Source organism: Streptococcus sp. 1559, from assembly GCF_013276735.1.
Taxonomy (GTDB): domain Bacteria; phylum Bacillota; class Bacilli; order Lactobacillales; family Streptococcaceae; genus Streptococcus; species Streptococcus pseudopneumoniae.
Map to the genome: position 1 here is coordinate 19,751 of NZ_VMLO01000045.1, position 21,160 is coordinate 40,910.

The window sequence follows — 21,160 nt, forward strand, 5'->3', positions numbered from 1 at the left end:
CTGCTCATTTGGGGCTTGAAGTATTAAAAGTAGCTTTCTATTCTTTTCTGACAGGATATTTGAGTAGAAGGCTCTATTAAATTGTTAGTGAAATAAATGAATGGAGGTATTTAATATGAAATACAGATTATTTCTTGTTATTTTCTTGAGTAGTATGTTGGATATTCTTTTAGGGACATTTTTACAAATCTCTAATGTATCGATAGGTTGGATTGTTCTCTACAGTGGATTATTTGAAGCAGGAATTTTCCTTCTTGCCAATAAAGGGTTGGCGGTAAAGATTAAGGAAGCAGACATTCAAAACCGCTTTAAATTTATTTTTGGAAAAACGCTATGGTTTCAAATTCTTTGGCTCATCTTTTTGATGGTCAAACTGTATCTTGGTTTGGATGCGAGATTGATTTTATTCTATGGACATATTTTCATTGTCTTTAATGCCTTAATGTATCTATTATCTAGTAGTCAGGTTAGCCTTAAAAAGAACAAGCTGTCTTCTTAATCTTACAGCAGTAGAGCCTGACAAGGGGAGGTCATAGTGGGGAGGATTTCTATGAAAAAGTATCAACTTCTATTCAAAATAAGTGTAGTCTTGTCTTACCTATTTTTCGTATTTGGTCTTTCTCGGCTGACGCTTATTGTTCAAAATTATTGGCAATTTTCTTCCCAGATTGGCAATTTCGTCTGGATTCAAAATTTCTTGAGTTTGCTATTTAGTGGAGTCATGATTTGGATTCTGTTTAAGACAGGGCACGGCTATCTTTTTCGCATTCCGAGAAAAAAATGGCTTTGGTATTCGATTTTGACAGTATTAGTGCTAGTGCTCCAGATCTCTTTTAACGTTCAGACAGCTAAACATGTTCAGTCAACTGCTGAAGGTTGGGCTGTATTGATCGGTTATAGTGGGACCAACTTTGCCGAGCTAGGTATCTATATAACTTTGTTCTTTCTGACTCCACTTATGGAAGAGCTGATCTATAGAGGATTACTGCAACACGCCTTTTTTAAGTATTCGAGATTTGGCCTTGATTTGCTTCTTCCGTCAATTTTATTTGCTCTTCCTCATTTTTCAAGCCTGCCTAGTCTGTTAGATATTTTCATCTTTGCAACAGTTGGAATCATCTTTGCCGGTTTGACCCGCTATACCAAGAGTATTTATCCATCCTATGCGGTGCATGTGATCAATAATATTTTCGCAACATTACCATTTTTGCTGACTTTTTTACATAGGGTCTTGGGGTAAAAAACAAAAGGCTTGCTTTTCAGCCATAGAGGAGGTCATCATGTGTAAACACTTATTTTTCCTAGATTCAAAAACCTTAGACTGGTTGACGCCCTATATTCTAGACTTGGCTTCTGACACCATTGCCTTTAATGTTTTTGTGCTAACCTTTGTATCTGTGGTGGTCTTTTATTTCCTGAATCCCATGCTAGCTTTAATGGCTATCTTCTTAGGGGCTGGCTATGTGGTCGGATTTTGGTTACTCAAATGGTTTGTTTTGGAAAGGTTAGAGCTAAAGGATGACGCGTAGGAAGTCTGTTTGGTGAGGAGGATAATTTGATGGAGTTTTTTGATAAATTTCATGCCTTGTGTTTTGGATTTTTAGTACTACTAATCGTCATTACAGTTCCTTATACGATTAACCATGGGGATTTTTTTCAAAATGAATCTGAATTGATTATTGTAAGTCTTCTAGTAACCTCGCTGAGTGTTGCTTATGCTAGAAAGTTTGAAATGATTTCTTTTGGGATGTTAAGCAGGAAACAACTTTTACTTTTCATTGCAATCTTTCTTCTAAGTGTGCTTGAGACGCTGGTTTATATTCATTTCTTTGCTGTTTCTTCTGGCGCAGGAGTTCAACACTTGGCGGAAGTCAGCAGAGGAATTTCTCTGTCTTTGATTTTGACTACCTCAGTTTTTGGCCCCATCCAGGAGGAACTCATTTTCAGAGGACTTCTTCAAGGTGCGGTTTTTGACAACTCTTGGTTAGGGCTTGTGCTAACTTCCTCTCTCTTTTCTTTTATGCATGGACCTTCTAATGTCCCTTCGTTTATTTTTTATCTACTTGGGGGCTTGTTGCTGGGCTTTGCTTATAAAAAGAGCCAAAACTTATGGGTTTCTACTCTAGTCCACATGTTTTACAACAGTTGGCCACTCTTATATTATTTATAAAAATTATGAAAAGGTAAGCAGAAGACGGTGCTTGCCTTTTTCTTTCTATAATGATACCCAAGCCAATCCAGATGCTTTTCTTTGAGAATCGGGCGTGGAGCGGTTGACGAATAGGCCAAAAACTAGTAGAATAGTAAGGAAACTTTATACGGAGGAAAGAAATGGATTTGGGTGATAATGAGCTAACACTGACTCCCATACCTGGGAAAAGTGGCAAAGCTTATATGGGTAGCTATCCTGATGGGAAGCGCATCTTTGTAAAAATGAACACCTCTCCAATCCTACCTGGTCTAGCTAGAGAACAAATTGCTCCACAATTATTATGGAGTCGCCGTTTGGCAGATGGGCGTGATATGTGTGCTCAAGAATGGTTGACAGGCAAGATATTGACCCCCTATGATATGAATCGTAAGCAAATCGTCAATATTTTAACCCGCCTTCATCGCTCACGTCCGTTGATGACACAGTTGAGTCGTTTGGGATATGCCATGGAAACGCCTGTAGATTTACTGCAGTCTTGGCAAGAAACGGCTCCAGATGCTTTGCGTAAAAATCATTTTATCAGTGAAGTGATGGCTGATTTACGTCAGACTATTCCAGGATTTAGAGAGGACCATGCGACCATTGTCCATGGAGATGTACGACATAGTAATTGGATTGAGACAGACAGTGGCTTGATTTATTTGGTGGATTGGGATTCGGTTCGTTTGACCGACCGCATGTTTGATGTGGCCCATATGCTCTGCCATTATATTCCAGAACATCAGTGGAAGGAATGGTTGACCTACTACGGTTACAAGTACAATCAAACGGTATTAAGTAAATTGTATTGGTATGGTCAATTGTCTTATTTGAGCCAGATTTCCAAGTATTATATGAACCAAGATTTAGAAAATGTCAATCGGGAGATTCATGGCTTGCGTCACTTCCGAGACAAGTATGGAAAGAGAAGATGAGAGTTAGAAATCGTAAAGGGGCGACAGAATTACTAGAGGCAAATCCCCAGTATGTGGTCCTCAATCCTTTAGAAGCCAAGGGAAAATGGCGGGACTTGTTTGGCAATGATAATCCCATTCATGTGGAAGTTGGAAGTGGAAAGGGTGCCTTTGTTTCAGGGATGGCCAAGCAGAACCTTGACATCAACTATATCGGGATTGATATTCAAAAGTCTGTTTTGAGCTACGCTTTGGACAAGGTTCTTGAAGTTGGAGTGCCTAACATCAAGCTCTTGTGGGTAGATGGTTCTGACTTGACTGACTACTTTGAAGACGGTGAGATTGATCGCTTGTATCTGAACTTTTCAGATCCTTGGCCGAAAAAACGCCATGAAAAGCGTCGTTTGACCTACAAGACCTTCTTGGATACCTTCAAACGTATCTTGCCTGAAAATGGAGAAATTCATTTCAAGACGGATAACCGTGGCTTGTTTGAGTACAGCCTAGTGAGCTTTTCTCAGTATGGCATGAAACTCAATGGTGTCTGGTTAGATTTACATGCCAGTGATTTTGAAGGCAATGTCATGACAGAATACGAGCAAAAATTCTCCAACAAGGGGCAAGTTATCTACCGAGTTGAGGCAGAATTTTAAGAAATAGCCTAAAATCAGGCTGTATAAGTGCTTTTGCTTTACATAAGTTGGCAAACGTGCTATACTGATAGTAAGAATATGAAAAGTGAGGCGGGGAAATATCTTCGCCTCTTGCTTATGAGGAGGTGGACGCAATCGCAACAATCGTAGAATTAGTCAGAGAAGTTGTAGAACCTGTCATAGAAGCACCTTTCGAACTCGTGGATATCGAGTATGGAAAGATTGGCAGTGACATGATTCTCAGTATTTTTGTAGATAAACCTGAAGGAATTACCTTGAACGACACGGCAGACTTGACAGAAATGATCAGTCCTGTCCTAGACACCATCAAGCCAGATCCCTTCCCAGAACAATATTTCCTAGAAATTACCAGTCCAGGCTTGGAACGTCCTTTGAAAACCAAAGATGCCGTCGCTGGAGCGGTTGGGAAATACATCCATGTCGGACTCTACCAAGCCATCGATAAGCAAAAGGTCTTTGAAGGAACCTTGTTGGCCTTCGAAGAGGACGAGTTGACTATGGAATATATGGACAAGACACGTAAGAAAACTGTCCAAATTCCATACAGTTTAGTATCAAAAGCACGTTTAGCAGTTAAATTATAGAAAAAGAAAGGATAGCTTTTGAGGATTCAAAAGTGAAGAAAACATGAGTAAAGAAATGCTAGAGGCCTTCCGCATTTTGGAAGAAGACAAGGGAATCAAAAAAGAAGATATCATCGACGCAGTAGTAGAGTCGCTTCGTTCCGCTTATCGCAGACGCTATGGTCAATCAGACAGCGTAGCCATTGACTTTAACGAAAAAACAGGTGACTTTACCGTTTACACTGTCCGTGAAGTTGTTGATGAAGTATTTGATAGCCGTTTGGAAATCAGCTTGAAAGATGCTCTTGCCATCAATTCAGCCTATGAACTTGGTGATAAAATCAAGTTTGAAGAAGCGCCTGCTGAGTTTGGTCGTGTAGCAGCCCAATCTGCCAAACAAACTATCATGGAAAAAATGCGCAAGCAAACACGTGCCATCACTTACAATACTTACAAAGAGCATGAACAAGAAATCATGTCTGGTACTGTAGAACGCTTTGACAACCGCTTCATCTATGTCAACCTTGGCAGCATCGAAGCCCAATTGTCAAAACAAGACCAAATCCCTGGAGAAGTTTTTGCTTCTCATGATCGTATTGAAGTTTATGTCTACAAGGTTGAAGATAACCCTCGCGGTGTCAATGTCTTTGTTAGCCGTAGCCATCCAGAAATGATCAAACGCTTGATGGAGCAAGAAATTCCTGAGGTCTATGACGGAACTGTTGAAATCATGAGCGTGGCTCGTGAAGCTGGTGACCGTACCAAGGTTGCCGTTCGTAGCCACAATCCAAACGTGGATGCTATCGGTACAATCGTTGGACGTGGTGGTGCTAATATCAAGAAGATTACTAGCAAATTCCACCCAGCTCGCTACGATGCTAAGAATGACCGCATGGTACCAATCGAAGAAAACATCGACGTTATCGAGTGGGTAGCAGATCCAGCTGAATTTATCTACAATGCTATCGCTCCTGCTGAAGTTGACCAAGTTATCTTTGATGAAAACGACAGCAAACATGCCTTGGTGGTTGTTCCAGATAACAAGCTTTCTCTTGCTATTGGTCGTCGTGGACAAAACGTGCGCTTGGCGGCTCACTTGACTGGTTACCGTATCGATATCAAATCTGCTAGCGAATTTGAAGCCATGGAAGACGCTGCTTCAGTAGAGTTGGAAGTAGAAAACGATACTGTAGAAGAATAAAAGCTGCTAGAGGAGGGAAAGATGAAAACGAGAAAAATCCCTTTGCGCAAGTCTGTCGTGTCCAATGAAGTGATTGATAAGCGTGATTTGCTCCGCATTGTCAAGAACAAGGAAGGACAAGTCTTTATCGATCCGACAGGCAAGGCCAATGGCCGTGGTGCTTATATCAAACTAGACAATGCAGAAGCCCTAGAGGCGAAAAAGAAGAAGGTCTTTAACCGTAGCTTTAGCATGGAAGTGGAAGAAAGCTTTTATGACGAGTTGATCGCTTATGTGGATCACAAAGTGAAAAGAAGAGAGTTAGGACTTGAATAAGCAAAAGATAAGCAATCTCTTGGGACTTGCTCAGAGAGCAGGGCGGATTATATCGGGTGAAGAATTGGTGGTCAAGGCCATTCAAGACGGCAAGGCCAAGTTGGTCTTTCTAGCTCATGATGCTGGACCCAATCTGACCAAGAAGATTCAAGATAAAAGTCATTATTATCAAGTAGAAATTGTAACCGTGTTTTCAACACTGGAATTAAGCATAGCAGTCGGTAAATCAAGAAAGGTTTTGACTGTGACAGATGCTGGATTTACAAAGAAAATGAGGTCTCTTATGGAATAGAAGAGGAGGACATGATTTGTCTAAGAAAAGATTGTACGAAATCGCAAAAGAACTTGGAAAAGAAAGTAAAGAAGTTGTAGCGCGTGCAAAAGAGTTGGGCTTGGATGTGAAAAGCCACTCATCAAGTGTGGAAGAAGCTGTCGCTGCAAAAATCGCTGCCAGCTTTAAGCCTGCAGCTGCTCCGAAAGTAGAAGCAAAACCTGCAGCACCAAAAGCAAGTGCAGAAAAGAAAGCCGAAAAATCTGAGCCAGCTAAACCAGCTGTAGCTAAGGAAGAGGCAAAACCTGCAGCCCCAAAAGCAAGTGCAGAAAAGAAAGCCGAAAAGTCTGAACCAGTAAAACCAGCTGTAGCCAAGGAAGAGGCAAAACCAGCTGAGCCAGTCGCTCCGAAGGCAGAAAAAGTAGCAGCTAAACCGCAAAGCCGTAATTTCAAGGCTGAGCGTGAAGCACGTGCTAAAGAGCAGGCAGAACGACGCAAGCAAAATAAGGGCAATAACCGTGACCAACAACAAAACGGCAACCGTCAGAAAAACGACGGTCGCAATGGTGGAAAACAAGGTCAGCAAAATCGTGGAAACGATCGTCGTCAGCAAGAGGACAAACGTCCAAATCAAGCGGCTCCACGCATTGATTTTAAAGCCCGTGCAGCAGCCCTAAAAGCAGAGCAAAATGCAGAGTACGCACGTTCAAGCGAGGAACGCTTCAAGCAGTATCAGGCTGCTAAAGAAGCCTTGGCTCAAGCTAACAAACGCAAGGAACCAGAGGAAATCTTTGAAGAAGCGGCTAAGTTAGCTGAACAAGCGCAACAAGCACAGCAAGTTCAAGCAGTGGTTGAAGTCGTCCCTGAGAAAAAAGAACCTGCAGTGGATACACGTCGTAAAAAACAAGCTCGACCAGACAAAGAACGTGATGATTTCGATCACGAAGAAGATGGTCCTAGAAAACAACAAAAGAATCGAAGTAGTCAAAATCAAGTGAGAAATCAAAGAAATAGTAACTGGAATAACAAAAAGAACAAAAAAGGCAATAACAAGAACAACCGTAATCAGACTCCAAAACCTGTTACGGAGCGTAAATTCCATGAATTGCCAACAGAATTTGAATATACAGATGGTATGACCGTTGCGGAAATCGCAAAACGTATCAAACGTGAACCAGCTGAAATCGTTAAGAAACTCTTTATGATGGGTGTCATGGCCACACAAAACCAATCCTTGGATGGGGAAACCATCGAACTCCTCATGGTGGATTACGGTATCGAAGCCAAACAAAAGGTTGAAGTGGATAATGCTGACATCGAACGTTTCTTTGTCGAAGATGGTTATCTCAATGAAAATGAATTGGTTGAGCGTCCACCAGTTGTAACTATCATGGGACACGTTGACCACGGTAAAACAACACTCCTAGATACCCTTCGTAATTCTCGTGTTGCGACAGGTGAAGCAGGTGGTATCACTCAGCATATCGGTGCCTACCAAATCGTGGAAAATGGCAAGAAGATTACTTTCCTTGATACACCGGGACACGCGGCCTTTACATCTATGCGTGCGCGTGGTGCTTCTGTTACCGATATTACGATTTTGGTCGTAGCGGCAGATGACGGGGTTATGCCTCAGACTATCGAAGCCATCAACCACTCAAAAGCGGCCAATGTTCCAATCATCGTAGCTATCAACAAGATTGATAAACCAGGTGCTAACCCAGAACGCGTTATCGGTGAATTGGCAGAGCATGGAGTTATGTCAACTGCTTGGGGTGGAGATTCTGAATTTGTTGAAATCTCAGCTAAATTCAACCAAAACATCGAAGAATTGTTGGAAACAGTCCTTCTTGTAGCTGAAATTCAAGAACTCAAGGCAGACCCAACAGTGCGTGCGATCGGTACAGTTATCGAAGCGCGCTTGGATAAAGGAAAAGGTGCGGTCGCAACCCTTCTTGTTCAACAAGGTACCTTGAATGTTCAAGACCCAATCGTTGTCGGAAATACCTTCGGTCGTGTCCGTGCTATGACCAATGACCTTGGTCGTCGTGTTAAGGTAGCAGGTCCATCAACGCCAGTTTCAATCACAGGTTTGAACGAAGCGCCAATGGCGGGTGACCACTTTGCTGTCTACGAAGATGAAAAATCTGCGCGTGCAGCAGGTGAAGAGCGTGCCAAACGTGCCCTCATGAAACAACGTCAAGCTACCCAACGTGTTAGCCTTGAAAACCTCTTTGATACCCTTAAAGCTGGTGAACTCAAGTCTGTTAACGTTATCATTAAGGCTGACGTACAAGGTTCTGTTGAAGCCCTTTCTGCATCACTTCAGAAAATCGATGTGGAAGGTGTCAAAGTGACCATCGTCCACTCAGCGGTCGGTGCTATCAATGAATCTGACGTGACCCTTGCCGAAGCTTCAAATGCCTTTATCGTTGGTTTCAACGTACGCCCTACACCACAAGCTCGTCAACAAGCAGAAGCTGACGATGTGGAAATTCGTCTCCACAGCATTATCTATAAGGTTATCGAAGAGATGGAAGAAGCCATGAAAGGGATGCTTGATCCAGAATTCGAAGAAAAAGTTATCGGTGAAGCAGTTATTCGTGAAACCTTCAAGGTGTCTAAAGTGGGAACTATCGGTGGATTTATGGTTATCAACGGTAAGGTTGCCCGTGACTCTAAAGTCCGTGTTATCCGTGATGGTGTCGTTATCTATGATGGTGAACTCGCAAGCTTGAAACACTATAAAGACGACGTTAAGGAAGTTACAAACGGCCGTGAAGGTGGAATGATGATCGACGGCTACAATGATATTAAGATGGATGATGTGATTGAGGCCTATGTCATGGAAGAAATCAAGAGATAATAGAGAAACGATAGCTCATTTGACTCGTCGTCAACAGCGCCTTGATGAACTTCAGTTCTATCTAAGGCTTGTTTCCTAGATTCAAATGGCTCTAGTTCCTCTATCTAATAAAAATAGCTAGGTCTGCTGGCCTAGCTTTTGGTTCAAAGTAGAGAAAGGAATATCATGGCAAATCATTTCCGTACAGATCGTGTGGGCATGGAAATCAAGCGTGAAGTCAATGAGATTTTGCAAAAGAAAGTCCGTGATCCACGTGTCCAAGGTGTGACCATCACAGATGTTCAGATGCTGCGTGACTTGTCTGTTGCCAAGGTTTATTACACCATTTTGAGTAACCTTGCTTCGGATATCCAAAAAGTCCAAATCGGGCTTGAAAAAGCAACTGGTACCATCAAACGTGAACTTGGTCGCAATTTGAAATTGTACAAAATCCCAGATTTGACCTTCGTCAAAGACGAGTCCATCGAGTATGGAAACAAGATTGACGAGATGCTACGCAATCTGGATAAGAACTAAAGAAGAGGGGCAACCCTCTTTTTTGGTGGAGAAAAAGGCAATAAAACATGATGGGGGAATCTTTCTAGACTTATACTCAATGAAAATCAAAGAGCAAACTAGGAAACTAGCCGCAGGCTGTACTGGAGTAGGGCAAGGTGAAGCTGACGTAGTTTGAATTTGATTTTCGAAGAGTATTAAAAATTATTAAAAAGATTTATAAAATTTAGATAGTGTGATATTATGAGATAAAGATACAAGAGAAAGAGGTATTTATATGGCTGAACAAGACTTAGCTATGCAAGTATTGCAACAAGTGGTGAAACTACCTGTTGTTAAGGTTAATCGTTCGAAGTTTTTAGTGGATAAGTTTTCCAAAGAATTAGATTCACAGGACATTCCTACCTTATTAGAACAAGGCCCAACGTCTCTCTTATCTTAAGAAATCTTAGATCGAGTGGCTAATGTCTGTATTAGGGATAATGTTTTATTAGCGAGTGGGACTTCTGTTGTTGCAGGATTACCAGGTGGACTTGCCATGGCAATTACCATACCAGCGAATATAGCTCAATTTTATGCTTTTTCTTTAAAATTAGCTCAAGAACTAGGGTATATTTTATGAGATATGTGAGAAGGAAATATAAAAGAGAATGATGAAATACAAATGTAATAGGTACATATATGTGGTATACTAGTTATAGTAGATTTTAATTGCTTATATCGAGTGAATTCTCATATTAGTGAGGAATTTTTAAATGGAATTACAATTTAATTTAGAACTAGTAGAAACCTATAAAAGTAATAGTCAGAAGGCACGTATCTTAATGGAGGATTGGGTTTATCGTCAGTCTTATTGCCCTAATTGTGGGAAAAATCCTTTAAATCATTTTGAAAATAATAGACCTGTAGCAGATTTTTACTGTAATCATTGTAGTGAGGAGTTTGAACTAAAGAGCAAAAAAGGAAATTTTTCATCAACAATCAATGATGGTGCTTATGCAACGATGATGGAGCGTGTGCAGGTAGATAATAATTCTAATTTCTTTTTTAACTTATACAAAAAATTTTGAGGTAAATAATTTTCTTGTCCTTCCGAAGCAATTTGTTACACCGAAATCAATTATTCAAAGGAAGCCACTTGCGCCAACTGCTAGACGAGCAGGTTGGATTGGTTGTAACATTGATTTATCACAAGTACTTTCTAAAGGAAGAATATTTTTTGTGAAAAATGGACAAGTTAGAGATCCAGAAAAAGTTACAAAAGAATTTAAGCAAAGTTTATTTTTAAGGAAGAACTCTCTTTCAGTAAGAGGTTGGACAATAGAAATTCTAAATTGTATAGATAAGATAGAGGGTTCAGAATTTACCCTTGAAGATATGTATCGTTTTGAAAGTGACCTAAAAAATATCTTTGTTAAGAACAATCATATCAAAGAAAAGATTAGGCAACAGCTTCAAATATTAAGAGACAAAGAAATAATAGAATTTAAAGGTAGAGGAAAGTATCGGAAATTATGAAAACTTATGTGTAATGGTTTATACTTTATCAGACCCTGATTGTGTGAGGTGGTTGTCTGAAAATATGGAGTTTGGTGATGAGAAACAACTTTTTTTATTGAATAAAAAATATAGCTGGGAATATGGAGATGAATTACCAGAGTGGTTGGAAAGCCCAAAACTATATAGATTATTGCTAATAAGTGAATGATTGGAAAGCAATTTAAAACTGAAAAAGTATACAGTAGAAATTACAGAAACTTTATCACGTTTAGTAAGTATAGAGGCTGAAAATCCAGATGAAGCCGAACGACTTGTAAGAGAAAAGTATAAGAGTTGTGAAATTGTTCTTGATTCAGATGATTTTCAGAACTATGACACTAGCATATATGATTAGATAGATGTTTTTATTTTGTCACACAAAAAAGAGGCTCGCACCTCTTTTTTAGTTTCAGATAAATTAATCAATTTTTTTAATAAATTTAGCAATTTCTTTTACAATCTCAGTAACCAAAGCATTTCCCATAAAAAACATTCTCATTTTATCAGATACCTCTACAATAGATCCATCTAACAATTTCTTTTTAGCTGTCCAATCATCTGGGAAATCCTGAAGGCGTTCAGCTTCAATGGGTGTAATTAATCTATATTTATTGTTTACAAATAATAAATGTGTGGAACGATTAACTGTTCCTTCGGATGTAAGCATTGTTCGTCCTGGAAGGTTTAAATCATCATAAGGGGACATTCCTCCTTCTGAATAGATGTATTGATGTCCGTCAGAGGATGTTCGTTCAATTTTCTTAGGTCCTCTAAGATATTGAAATTTTTCCAATTTTGACTGATCAGTTAAAAAATATTTTTCAGGTACTTCAGACTCATCTTGAAGAATTTCTCCTAGAGTGATAGGATTGCCATTGTAATTAGGTTCTGTATCAATAGAATAGTATTTTCCATGTCTCATAATTCCTGTATTCCAAACAGTACCAGTAAAAGTATCTGAAACTTCAACTATATCATTTGGTAACTCATAAAACACATGACGATTTTTAACTGCTATAGGTTTAATAGGAAATTGTTTTGCAAATAGACCTTGATTGAAAATATAGTCATCATACCTATTATCTTCAAAGATTTCTTCATTTTTTTCGTAAAGATTGTCATTTTTTTGGGCAAAGACTGTATCATTTCGATATACGAAAAAGAATACACGACGTCTTCGTTGGCTTCTTCCATACTCAGCAGCATTAATAACTCTCCACTCTACAGAATATCCAAGGTTATTAAAAGCTGTTAGCATGATTGCAAAATCACGTCCTCTCTGTTTTGAGGGCGCTTTTAAAAGCCTATCCACGTTTTCCAGAATTAAGTATTTGGGTTTAATGATTTCAGTTGCTCTAATGATTTCCCAAAATAAAACTCCTTTTTTTCCTTCAATACCTTTTTCATCTTTCTTGCTACGCGCAACAGAGTAATCTTGGCAAGGAAAACCACCGACAATCATATCGGCATCCATTTTGGAAAATTGTTCGTCTGTTACATCAGAGATACTAATATTGATGTTTTCGCTATTGGGGAAGTGATAATCATAGACCTCAAATGCGTCTTGAGATTTACGAGATGGTTCCCATTGGTTTGCCCATTTTGTTTTAAAGAGTTGCTTATCGGCATTTTCTAATCCTATCCGAAAACCGCCAACTCCAGCAAATAGTTCGAGAACTTTCATCTTTTCTCCTTCATTTTTTTTACAGTTTAATCCATTATATACTATTTTCAATGATTGATCAAGTATTAATGTTTGCTTTAGTTTAATTTGATATAATATAAAAGATAGGAGAAGAAAATGGATCAAAACTTATTTAACTATAACGATGAAGATATCGATAGTGTTATTGAATATTCTCATAAACTATTAAATAGAAAATTTTCCGATGTTATGGAAGAGTATAATCGTTCGCTTTATAAATCATATGACGATTATAATGATAGAGTAGTCTCTGAGGTACAAGATAAAGCAATTAGTATGAAGTCAAAAGGGCAGTATGGAAATTATATTGAAAAATATTTCTATGGTTACCAGCCAAATAGTGACTCGGAAGCTGACTTTGAAAAAATAGGTGTAGAGTTAAAAGTTACTCCTTTTAAGATAAACAAAAATGGGACACTTAGTGCAAAAGAACGACTTGTATTAACAATACTAAACTATATGGAGGAAAATTTAGAGGATTTTTACTCCACTCATTTATGGAAAAAATGTGCAAAGATTTTGTTATTGTTTTACAATGGCTTAATTCCCAATCAAACAATGAAGGACTATGTCATTGAAAAAATATTTTTATATGAATGGTTTGAGGAGGATATGGCAGTCATCCTTGAAGACTATCAGAAGATTATAGATAAAATCAAAAATGGAAGGGCACATGAATTATCAGAATCAGATGGAAACTATTTATCAACTTGTACAAAAGGTGCAGGTAAAGGAAAGGATTTAAGACAGCAACCATTTAGTCATGAATTAGCAAAACAAAGAGCTTGGGAATTAAAATCAAGTTATATGACCTATCTGATTAATCATAAAATTTTTAACCAATCAGATCAAGAAAGTGTTTTGGCTAATTTTAGGGGTGAAAAAAAGTCATTTACTGAGGTTATTGCAGAGAAGATTCTTTCCTACAAAGGTTTCTCTGAACAAAAGTTATATGATAGATTTGAAGTGAATCCCAAGGCAAAAGGTAAGAATAGTACTCTGATTAGAAAAATTTTAGGCTTGACAGGGGATTTGGATAAGACCAAAGAATTTCAAAAAGCAAACATGAATTTGAGAGTTATTCGAGTAGATAAGAATAATTTACCTAAGGAAGACTCTCCATTTAAAACTTATTGTTTTAAAGAATTAGCAGCAACAGATAGTTAGGAATCATCACATGTTTATAATGAAATTTATAATAAACGATTCCTTTTCGTTATTTTTAAGGAAATTGAACCTAAGCTATTTGTATTAGATTCTATCAAATTTTGGGGATTTCAGGATAGACAATTAGAAGAAATCCAAAGAGTGTGGCAGGAAACTAGACAAATTATTTCTGACGGAGTTAAATTAACTCAAAATGGTAATAAAGTTTCAACTAATTTCCCTCAAAGTAAGATAAATAGAATTCTATTTACGAAATTACATGCTACCAATGCTTACTATGAAATTGAAAAAGGAAAATTTGTTGGGAAAGGCTCATTATCTGATACAGATGAACTTCCAGATGGACGTAGGATTACAAAACACTCCTTTTGGATGCCTAAGAAGTTTATAAAAGAAATATTAGATGGGAATTGGGATTGATAGTATTTATAATCAATTTGTGATAAACAAAAAAAGAGGCTCACACCTCTTTTTCTTATTTCTTTTTATGATTTAATACGGCATTGAGGACAATGGCGAGTAGGCTGGCTACGACGATTCCGTTTGAGAAGAACATTTGGAAGGCTGTCGGCATGCTGACAAAGAGATTACTGTTGTTGAGTCCGACACCTGCAGCGATTGAAACAGCTGCGATAAGGAAGTTATGTTCATTGTTAGCAAAGTCAACACGAGCGAGGATTTGCATCCCTTGAATGGATACAAAACCAAACATCACCAGCATGGCACCACCGAGGACAGGGCTCGGAATGATTTGAGCAAGGGCACCAAACTTAGGAAGGAGTCCAAGGAGAACCAGGAAACCAGCTGCGTAGTAGATTGGCAGGCGAGTCTTGATACCTGATAATTTAACCAAACCAACGTTTTGTGAAAATCCGGTGTAAGGGAAGGTGTTAAAGATTCCTCCGAGAAGTACGGCCAAACCTTCTGCGCGGTAACCGTTGCGCAGGCGCGTGCTGTCGATTGGATCTTTCGTGATATCAGACAAGGCTAGGTAAACACCAGTCGACTCAACCATAGACACCGTTGCGATGATACACATCATGACAATAGATGAGATTTCAAAGGTTGGCATCCCAAAGTAGAGTGGAGTTGGGACATGGACAAGTGGTGCTGACGCAACAGGAGAGAAGTCCACCAAACCCATGCTAGCAGCAATGGCGGTTCCAACAACCAGACCAATCAAAATAGAGATAGACTTGATAAATCCTTTGGTAAAGATGTTGATCAAGAGGATAATCAGAACAGTAATAGCTGCAAGCAAGAGACTTTGACCAGTTGGTTCTGGAACGTTATTTCCCATATTTCCAATAGCGACAGGGATCAAGGTTAAACCAATCGTGGTAATAACAGATCCTGTTACGATAGATGGGAAGAGATTGGCTACTTTTGAGAAGATACCTGAAACAAGAACCACGTAAATCCCTGATGCGATAAGGGCACCAAACATAGCGCCACTACCATGGCTTTGCCCAATCATAATCAAGGGAGCTACCGACTGGAAGGCAACCCCAAGAACGACTGGTAGCCCAATCCCAAAGTATTTGTTGAGTTGGAGTTGGAGGAAGGTTGCCACACCACACATGAAGATATCTGTGGAAATCAGGTAGGTCAACTGCTCAGTTGAATAGCCAAGGGCTGTCGCAATCATGATGGGAACCAGGATAGATCCTGAGTACATGGCTAGTAAGTGCTGCAAGCCAAGAACGGCTGCTTGCGAATGTTTTTCTTGAGTTTGCATTAGAGATCTGCCTCCTTAAATACGACTTGACCATTTTCAAAACGATCCAAACGAGCGAGTGATAGAACAGGGTAACCTGCTTTTTCAAGCAAATCACGGCCATCTTGGAAAGATTTTTCAATTACGATACCGATAGCTTCGACTGTGGCTCCAGCCTGTTCGATGATCTGAATCAAGCCTTTAGCAGCTTGGCCGTTAGCAAGGAAATCGTCGATAATCAATACCTTGTCCTCTGGTGAGAGGAATTTTCCAGCGATAGAAACGGTGCTGGTTACCTGCTTGGTAAAGGAGTAGACTTGGGCAGTTAAGATGCCTTCATTCATAGTGATGTTTTTAGCTTTTTTAGCGAAAATCATGGGAATGTTTAAGGATTCAGCTGTAAAAAGGGCTGGGGCAATGCCTGACGCTTCAATGGTCACAACCTTAGTAATGCCAGCAGCAGCAAATTTTTCCGCAAAAACCTTACCAATCTCTCGCATCAAGCTAAAGTCAACTTGGTGGGTTAAAAAGGAATCCACCTTGAGGATGTTGTCACCCAAGATATGCCCATCCTTGAGGATGCGCTCTTCTAATAATTTCATAAGACCTCCTAAAGTCTAAAAGCCAATCCATTTGCTTGTTTATAGTTTCCAGCAAGAAATAGAAAAAGGATCTACTTAATCCCTAAGTAAGTCCCCAAAATAGGCATGGCAAAAACGGCCATATCTCCAAGTTAACTTACTTATTGTTAGGTGTTCCGGCACCTTGTAGAAACGTCGTGCCAATTCACGACATAAACAAGTAACATGATATTCAATTTCAAATAGGCTTGAGCCAATGTTTTTATTTTACACTAAATAACTTTAGAAATCAACTGTTTTGTTAGTGTTTTGGTTTAAAAAACGAACAAATATAATAAAAATGGGCAAGAATTAACTTATTGACTAACATTTAGAAGGTTTTTCCATCATAAAAGGGCATATTATTAGGTTTTTAAATACCTGACAATATGCCTCTTTCTAACTTTAAAGACTTTTTCCCAATCTTTATTATTCTACTCGCTAAATCTTAAAAAATAGCCATCTGGATCCAAAATCGCAAATTCATGGGGATATATAAAGCTATCTCCTACTCGAAATTCTCTTTTTGTCAGGGGACGATGGATAGGATAGTCAGCTTCCAGCAGTTTTTGGTGGAGCTGAGGAACATCTGCAATGCCAAAGGAAATATTGACACCGCGCCCGAAAGGATAGGTCAGCTGAGCTAATTCTTCTGCGCTGCCTTCTTCTAGCATAAGTTGGCAGTCTTCAAGCGAGAGGAAGAGAAATTTCTCCTCGGGACGCTCGTATTCGACAGAGAATCCTAGCAGGTCGCAGTAGAAGTGACGTGATTTTTCGATGTCAGATACTACAAATTCAGGAATGACAGCTTGATAGTCCATTCGTTTTCTCCTTAGAGTTCAATCTCCAAGACAATCGGTGTATGGTCTTGACGAGCTCCTGAGTCGATCATATCAGACTTGGTCACCTTGTCAGAGATGCGGTTACTTGTGAGCCAGTAGTCGATTCTCCAGCCTGTATTGTTGATTTTAGAAGTCTTGCTGCGTTGTGCCCACCAAGTGTAGCGTTCAGGAACATCGCCGTGAACATGGCGGAAGGTGTCTGTAAATCCAGTTGCCAAAAGGTTGGTAAATCCAGCACGTTCCTCGTCGGTAAATCCTGGTGAACGGCGGTTGCTAGCAGGATTTGCAAGGTCGATTTCATTGTGGGCAACGTTGTAATCACCGGTCGCAAGAACTGGTTTTTCTTTGTCTAGTTCAGCCAAGTACTCAGCATATTTGACATCCCAGACTTGGCGTTCTTCCAAGCGTTTGAGACCATCACCAGCATTTGGTGTGTAAACCTGGGTCACGAAAAATTTATCAAATTCCAAAGTGATGATGCGGCCTTCCAAGTCCATGGTAGAAGGGGCACCGATTTCTGGGAAAGTGATAGTAGGTGTGAGTTCTTTCTTATAGAGGAACATAGTACCAGCATAGCCTTTGCGGGCAGGTTCTTGAGAAGAGCGCCACGTGTTTTCGTAGCCTGGGAAGAGTTCTTCTAAAATTTCCAAGTGTTTCTTTGTAGGCCCTTTGGCAGAAAGCTTGGTTTCTTGGATAGCGATAATATCAGCATTTTCAGCGACCAAGGTTTGTAGGACTTCTTGGGACAATTTGGCACGAGCTGAATCACTAGTTAGGGCAGCGTTTAGGGAATCAATATTCCATGAGATAAGTTTCATAAAGTTACCTTTTTCATTCAGATTATAGATTTTATTATACCAAAAAAAGGTCTATTTCCCCAACGTATGGTTTGAAAAATCACTCTTTAGACTTTATCCTGAGAAAATAAAAATTCCCTAAACTATTTAGAAAAAAATCTAAATAGCTCTTGTGTTTAGAATAGAAAGGTGTATAATGTTATTTAGAAAAATATCTAAATAGAAAGTGAAGTTACATATATGTCAAATAAGAGAACAATCCTTCTTTTTGTGGTCTTGGCTTATGCCCTTGCTTGGATAATATGGTTGGCACTATGGATAGGTGGTGTTGGTCTAAATTCTCCATGGAGTCAACTTGCTAGTATTGTAGCCATGTGGATGCCTGCGCTTGCAGTCTTTCTCTTAGGGAAAATCACGAATCAACCTAGTGGAATCAAATCTAAATTAGCCGTGAATCTCAAGAGGAACTGGCGCTTTTACTTACTAGCTATCTGGTTACCAGCAGTTATCAGTTTTTTAGGAGCGGGACTTTATTTTCTTGTATTTCCTAGCAATTTCAGCCTTGGTTTTGAATCTATTCAAGCTATTTTACAAGAAAAAGGTGTCTCTCAATCAGCCATTCCCTTATCTTTCTTGGCTTTGATTCAAATCCTAGCTAGTTTGACTTACGCTCCTTTTCTTAATAGTTTCTTTGCATTAGGGGAGGAAATTGGTTGGCGTGGCTATCTTTACCCAGTGCTAAGAGGACGCTTTTCAAGAGTCCAGACTCATGTCTTGCTTGGTCTCATTTGGAGTCTTTGGCATCTACCAATCAATTTGCAAGGCTATAATTATGGACTATCTTATTTTTCTTATCCCGTTTTAGGAGTTGTCGCCATGTTTCTATTTTGTTTTAGCCTAGGAATATTGTTAAGCTGGTTGTTGGAAAAGACAGGCTCTATCTGGGCTTCAGTCCTATTTCATGGGGCAATCAATGCAACTGCAGGTATTGGGTTACTCTTTCAATTACCAGGAGAAAAAGTTTCAAGCCTCTTGATTTTAGACCCATCACCGACAGGAATGCTATCAGTTCTACCTTGCTTAGTCCTAGCCCTACTAATATTACAAAGGGAAAGGAGGCATTATGAGTTTTGCAAATAGCTTTAAAGCCTTATCTCATTCAGTTAGGAGAGAGATTTTGAATTTACTCAAAACAGGTAGATTACCTGCAGGAGAAATTGCCAGTCAATTCGAGTTGACTAGTGCAACTATTTCACACCATCTCACGATTTTGAAAGCAGCGGATTTGATTCATGAAATGAAAGAAAAAAACTTTATTTATTATGAGTTAAATACATCGGTTTTAGAGGATATAATGGTTTGGTTAGCAGATCTGAAAGGAGATCATTTTGATGAAGATAAAAATCAATAAGAAATTGGTATTATTTACGAGCATTCTCATCCTACTACCTTCCCTTGTAGGTTGTGTTTTCTGGAATCAATTACCAGAGGAGATACCCACTCATTTTAATCTACTAGGTCAAGCAGATGGCTACAATCATAAAATGTCTGCTATCTTTGGATTACCGACTCTCATGCTTTTGATGCATTGGTTGCTTCTATTTTTAATGATTAAGGATCCTAAATCTAGCAATATCAGTTCAAAAATACAAGTTTTGATTTACTGGATTATTCCTTTTGTATCTTGTCTATTAATGATTTCTATCTTCGGAGAATCTTTGGGTTATTCCATGATGAGCGGGATTCTAGCTCAGATTTTTATGGGAGTCGTGATGATCGTAATTGGAAATTATCTACCAAAAACACACCGAAATTATATAATCGGTATTCGACTTCCGTGGACCTTGGAGAATGATAAAAACTGGAGAAAAACGCATCGCCTAGCTGGGAAAATTTGGGTATTCGGAGGATTGTTATTGTTTCTAAATTCCTTTGTGCAACTATATGTTTACTGGGTATTCTTCTTGACACTTTTCTTTGTAGTGATAATTCCTAGTGTCTATTCTTATCAATTATCAAAATTAGAATCTTGAAATAGCTACTGGAGTCATTAGTTTGAGAAGTTGGTCTGATATGTCTGTTTCCCCAACGTATGGTTTGAAAAATCACCCTCTTTCATTTATAATGAAGAATGATTTTATGAAAAGGCGTGAAAATAAATGAAATTTTACTCATATGAATATGTTCTTAGCCAAATCAGTCAGCAAAATGGAATCATGATTGGCTTTGGGATTATTCTCCTAGCTATCACAGGTTTTTTTGCTTTTAAAGCTTATCGAGATAAAAAGGGGACTAAGTTTCGGGAATTGGTCATGATTTTAGCCTTGACTTTAGTAGCCATGCTTTTGGTGACAATTTCAAAATACCAGACCAATCAAGCCTCTAACAACCAATTTCAAACTTCACTTCATTTTATAGAGGTCGTTTCCAAAGACTTGGGAGTGGATAAATCAGAAGTTTACGTAAATACTTCAGTTACCACTGATGGAGCGCTTGTCAAGGTAGGTTCAAATGTCTATCGTGCTATGAACGGGAGCGAATTAGACAAGTATCTTTTAAAGAAATTAGAATTGCATCAAACAGACGTTATTGAATTGGTGAAGGTAAACAAGTGACACTCAACTGTATGGAAATTGTAATCGAACTGGCCTTGGGGCTCTTCTCACTTGTTTTGTTATCAATGTGACAGGAAAGGGGAACTTAGCACCTAACTCTGCGACAGATTAAATTCAGAATTATGTTCTCTGTGCTATCATTGGTGGTGTGATTTACAATAGTTCTATCAGCATTTTGCAGTACGAGGTGATTTTACTGATGTGGACTATTTTGGTTTTGACCCTCAAGTGGCTTCATAATATTCGTTTTGTGAAATGTTTGATTGATGGTAAGCCAACTCTCCTCATCAAACATGAGAAGATTGACCTAGAAGCCTGTCGTTCGGTTGATTTGTTTGGGGTGGATGTAACCCTCAAACTTCGTAGCCAAGGGATTTTCCAGATGAAGCAAGTTGAACGAGCTGTGCAGGAGCAAAATGACCAACTCATCGTGGTCCAAATGGGAGATGAAAATCCTAAGTATCTAATTGTGACTGATGGTGTTATCCAAGTAGAAGTCTTGGAATCGCTTGGCTGTAGCGAAGAGTGGTTGATTGATAATCTCGGCAAACAAGGGCATGACAATGTAGCCAATATCTTTATCGCTGAGTATGACAAAGGTGACGTTACAGTTGTAACCTATGAATAAGAAAAACCTGGGGTCGGAGTCTCAGGTTTCCATTTGGAAC

Annotated in this window: 21 protein-coding genes, 5 pseudogenes and 1 riboswitch; of the genes and pseudogenes, 21 read left to right on the forward strand and 5 right to left on the reverse strand. The window is 39.1% G+C overall.

Annotated features, from left to right (window positions below; genetic code table 11):
• The first annotated feature begins 115 nt into the window (after positions 1–115).
• The 15 genes and pseudogenes from HT688_RS06885 to HT688_RS11795 all read left to right on the forward strand — a co-directional run.
• Entirely contained in the window at positions 116–499 is a 384-nt protein-coding gene (locus HT688_RS06885) for an immunity protein (RefSeq protein WP_165778272.1), read from the forward strand.
• A 51-nt stretch (positions 500–550) separates the two neighbouring features.
• The gene (locus HT688_RS06890) at positions 551–1,240 is read left to right on the forward strand and encodes a CPBP family intramembrane glutamic endopeptidase (protein WP_023938710.1); all 690 of its coding nucleotides are present in this window, start codon (positions 551–553) and stop codon (positions 1,238–1,240) included.
• A 40-nt stretch (positions 1,241–1,280) separates the two neighbouring features.
• Positions 1,281–1,529, forward strand: a complete 249-nt coding sequence (gene blpZ, locus HT688_RS06895) for an immunity protein BlpZ (RefSeq protein ID WP_172923672.1) — start codon at positions 1,281–1,283, stop codon at positions 1,527–1,529.
• A 29-nt stretch (positions 1,530–1,558) separates the two neighbouring features.
• The gene (locus tag HT688_RS06900; protein WP_023938707.1) at positions 1,559–2,170 is read left to right on the forward strand and encodes a CPBP family intramembrane glutamic endopeptidase; all 612 of its coding nucleotides are present in this window, start codon (positions 1,559–1,561) and stop codon (positions 2,168–2,170) included.
• Between the two features lie 161 nt (positions 2,171–2,331).
• Positions 2,332–3,126, forward strand: coding sequence for a cell cycle regulator CcrZ (gene ccrZ, locus HT688_RS06905; RefSeq protein WP_016399198.1), 795 nt, complete (start codon positions 2,332–2,334; stop codon positions 3,124–3,126).
• Positions 3,123–3,758, forward strand: a complete 636-nt coding sequence (gene trmB / locus HT688_RS06910; protein WP_023938706.1) for a tRNA (guanosine(46)-N7)-methyltransferase TrmB — start codon at positions 3,123–3,125, stop codon at positions 3,756–3,758. Before ccrZ ends, trmB begins: the two co-directional genes overlap by 4 nt.
• A gap of 125 nt (positions 3,759–3,883) precedes the next feature.
• Complete coding sequence (rimP, locus tag HT688_RS06915) at positions 3,884–4,363, forward strand: ribosome maturation factor RimP (protein ID WP_001808916.1); 480 nt, start codon at positions 3,884–3,886, stop codon at positions 4,361–4,363.
• 43 nt (positions 4,364–4,406) lie between these two features.
• Positions 4,407–5,543: a transcription termination factor NusA gene (gene nusA / locus HT688_RS06920; protein ID WP_172922070.1), complete on the forward strand. Its 1,137-nt coding sequence runs from the start codon at positions 4,407–4,409 to the stop codon at positions 5,541–5,543.
• A 21-nt stretch (positions 5,544–5,564) separates the two neighbouring features.
• Entirely contained in the window at positions 5,565–5,858 is a 294-nt protein-coding gene (gene rnpM / locus HT688_RS06925; RefSeq protein WP_000857562.1) for an RNase P modulator RnpM, read from the forward strand.
• On the forward strand, positions 5,851–6,150 hold the full coding sequence (locus HT688_RS06930; RefSeq protein ID WP_101514479.1) for a YlxQ-related RNA-binding protein: 300 nt from the start codon (positions 5,851–5,853) through the stop codon (positions 6,148–6,150). The genes rnpM and HT688_RS06930 overlap by 8 nt, the downstream gene beginning before the upstream one ends.
• 16 nt (positions 6,151–6,166) lie before the next feature.
• Positions 6,167–8,995, forward strand: coding sequence for a translation initiation factor IF-2 (infB, locus tag HT688_RS06935; protein ID WP_172923673.1), 2,829 nt, complete (start codon positions 6,167–6,169; stop codon positions 8,993–8,995).
• Positions 8,996–9,160: 165 nt separating this feature from the next.
• Complete coding sequence (gene rbfA / locus HT688_RS06940) at positions 9,161–9,511, forward strand: 30S ribosome-binding factor RbfA (RefSeq protein WP_172923674.1); 351 nt, start codon at positions 9,161–9,163, stop codon at positions 9,509–9,511.
• A gap of 256 nt (positions 9,512–9,767) precedes the next feature.
• Positions 9,768–10,106: pseudogene (locus tag HT688_RS11790) on the forward strand (hypothetical protein); the annotation flags it as partial.
• A gap of 139 nt (positions 10,107–10,245) precedes the next feature.
• A pseudogene (locus tag HT688_RS06950) lies at positions 10,246–11,008 on the forward strand (DpnI domain-containing protein).
• Positions 11,004–11,384 (forward strand): annotated as a pseudogene (locus HT688_RS11795) (DpnD/PcfM family protein); the annotation flags it as partial. The pseudogenes HT688_RS06950 and HT688_RS11795, both read left to right, overlap by 5 nt.
• 63 nt (positions 11,385–11,447) lie before the next feature.
• Here the strand turns inward: HT688_RS11795 and dcm are convergent.
• Positions 11,448–12,713, reverse strand: coding sequence for a DNA cytosine methyltransferase (gene dcm, locus HT688_RS06960; RefSeq protein ID WP_000865858.1), 1,266 nt, complete (start codon positions 12,711–12,713; stop codon positions 11,448–11,450).
• A gap of 117 nt (positions 12,714–12,830) precedes the next feature.
• On the opposite strand from dcm, the pseudogene HT688_RS06965 reads away from it, so the two are divergent.
• Positions 12,831–14,321, forward strand: a pseudogene (locus HT688_RS06965) (Sau3AI family type II restriction endonuclease).
• A gap of 55 nt (positions 14,322–14,376) precedes the next feature.
• On the opposite strand, the gene HT688_RS06970 reads toward HT688_RS06965, so the two are convergent.
• The 4 genes from HT688_RS06970 to HT688_RS06985 form a co-directional block, all read right to left on the reverse strand.
• Complete coding sequence (locus HT688_RS06970) at positions 14,377–15,639, reverse strand: nucleobase:cation symporter-2 family protein (RefSeq protein WP_023940821.1); 1,263 nt, start codon at positions 15,637–15,639, stop codon at positions 14,377–14,379.
• Positions 15,639–16,220 carry a xanthine phosphoribosyltransferase gene (locus HT688_RS06975; protein WP_000770400.1) on the reverse strand — a complete coding sequence of 194 codons (582 nt, stop codon included), beginning with the start codon at positions 16,218–16,220 and terminating at the stop codon, positions 15,639–15,641. Before HT688_RS06975 ends, HT688_RS06970 begins: the two co-directional genes overlap by 1 nt.
• A 123-nt stretch (positions 16,221–16,343) precedes the next feature.
• Positions 16,344–16,439, reverse strand: a riboswitch (purine riboswitch).
• Positions 16,440–16,672: 233 nt separating this feature from the next.
• Positions 16,673–17,059, reverse strand: a complete 387-nt coding sequence (locus HT688_RS06980; RefSeq protein ID WP_000386216.1) for a bleomycin resistance protein — start codon at positions 17,057–17,059, stop codon at positions 16,673–16,675.
• Positions 17,060–17,070: 11 nt separating this feature from the next.
• A complete protein-coding gene (locus HT688_RS06985; RefSeq protein WP_172923676.1) occupies positions 17,071–17,898 on the reverse strand; it encodes an exodeoxyribonuclease III in 828 nt (275 codons plus the stop codon).
• Between the two features lie 219 nt (positions 17,899–18,117).
• Here HT688_RS06985 and HT688_RS06990 point away from each other — a divergent pair, with 219 nt between their 5' ends.
• The 5 genes and pseudogenes from HT688_RS06990 to HT688_RS07010 all read left to right on the forward strand — a co-directional run bounded on the left by HT688_RS06990 (position 18,118) and on the right by HT688_RS07010 (position 21,120).
• Positions 18,118–19,017 (forward strand): CPBP family intramembrane glutamic endopeptidase, encoded by a 900-nt coding sequence (locus tag HT688_RS06990; RefSeq protein ID WP_101514727.1) that lies wholly within the window; start codon positions 18,118–18,120, stop codon positions 19,015–19,017.
• A complete protein-coding gene (locus HT688_RS06995) occupies positions 19,001–19,288 on the forward strand; it encodes an autorepressor SdpR family transcription factor (RefSeq protein WP_050222921.1) in 288 nt (95 codons plus the stop codon). The genes HT688_RS06990 and HT688_RS06995 overlap by 17 nt, the downstream gene beginning before the upstream one ends.
• Positions 19,269–19,910: an SdpI family protein gene (locus tag HT688_RS07000; RefSeq protein ID WP_079247579.1), complete on the forward strand. Its 642-nt coding sequence runs from the start codon at positions 19,269–19,271 to the stop codon at positions 19,908–19,910. Before HT688_RS06995 ends, HT688_RS07000 begins: the two co-directional genes overlap by 20 nt.
• Before the next feature lie 126 nt (positions 19,911–20,036).
• Positions 20,037–20,492 (forward strand): DUF3290 family protein, encoded by a 456-nt coding sequence (locus tag HT688_RS07005; RefSeq protein ID WP_000675346.1) that lies wholly within the window; start codon positions 20,037–20,039, stop codon positions 20,490–20,492.
• Positions 20,489–21,120 (forward strand): annotated as a pseudogene (locus HT688_RS07010) (DUF421 domain-containing protein). The gene HT688_RS07005 and the pseudogene HT688_RS07010 overlap by 4 nt, the downstream one beginning before the upstream one ends.
• Positions 21,121–21,160: the final 40 nt, after the last annotated feature.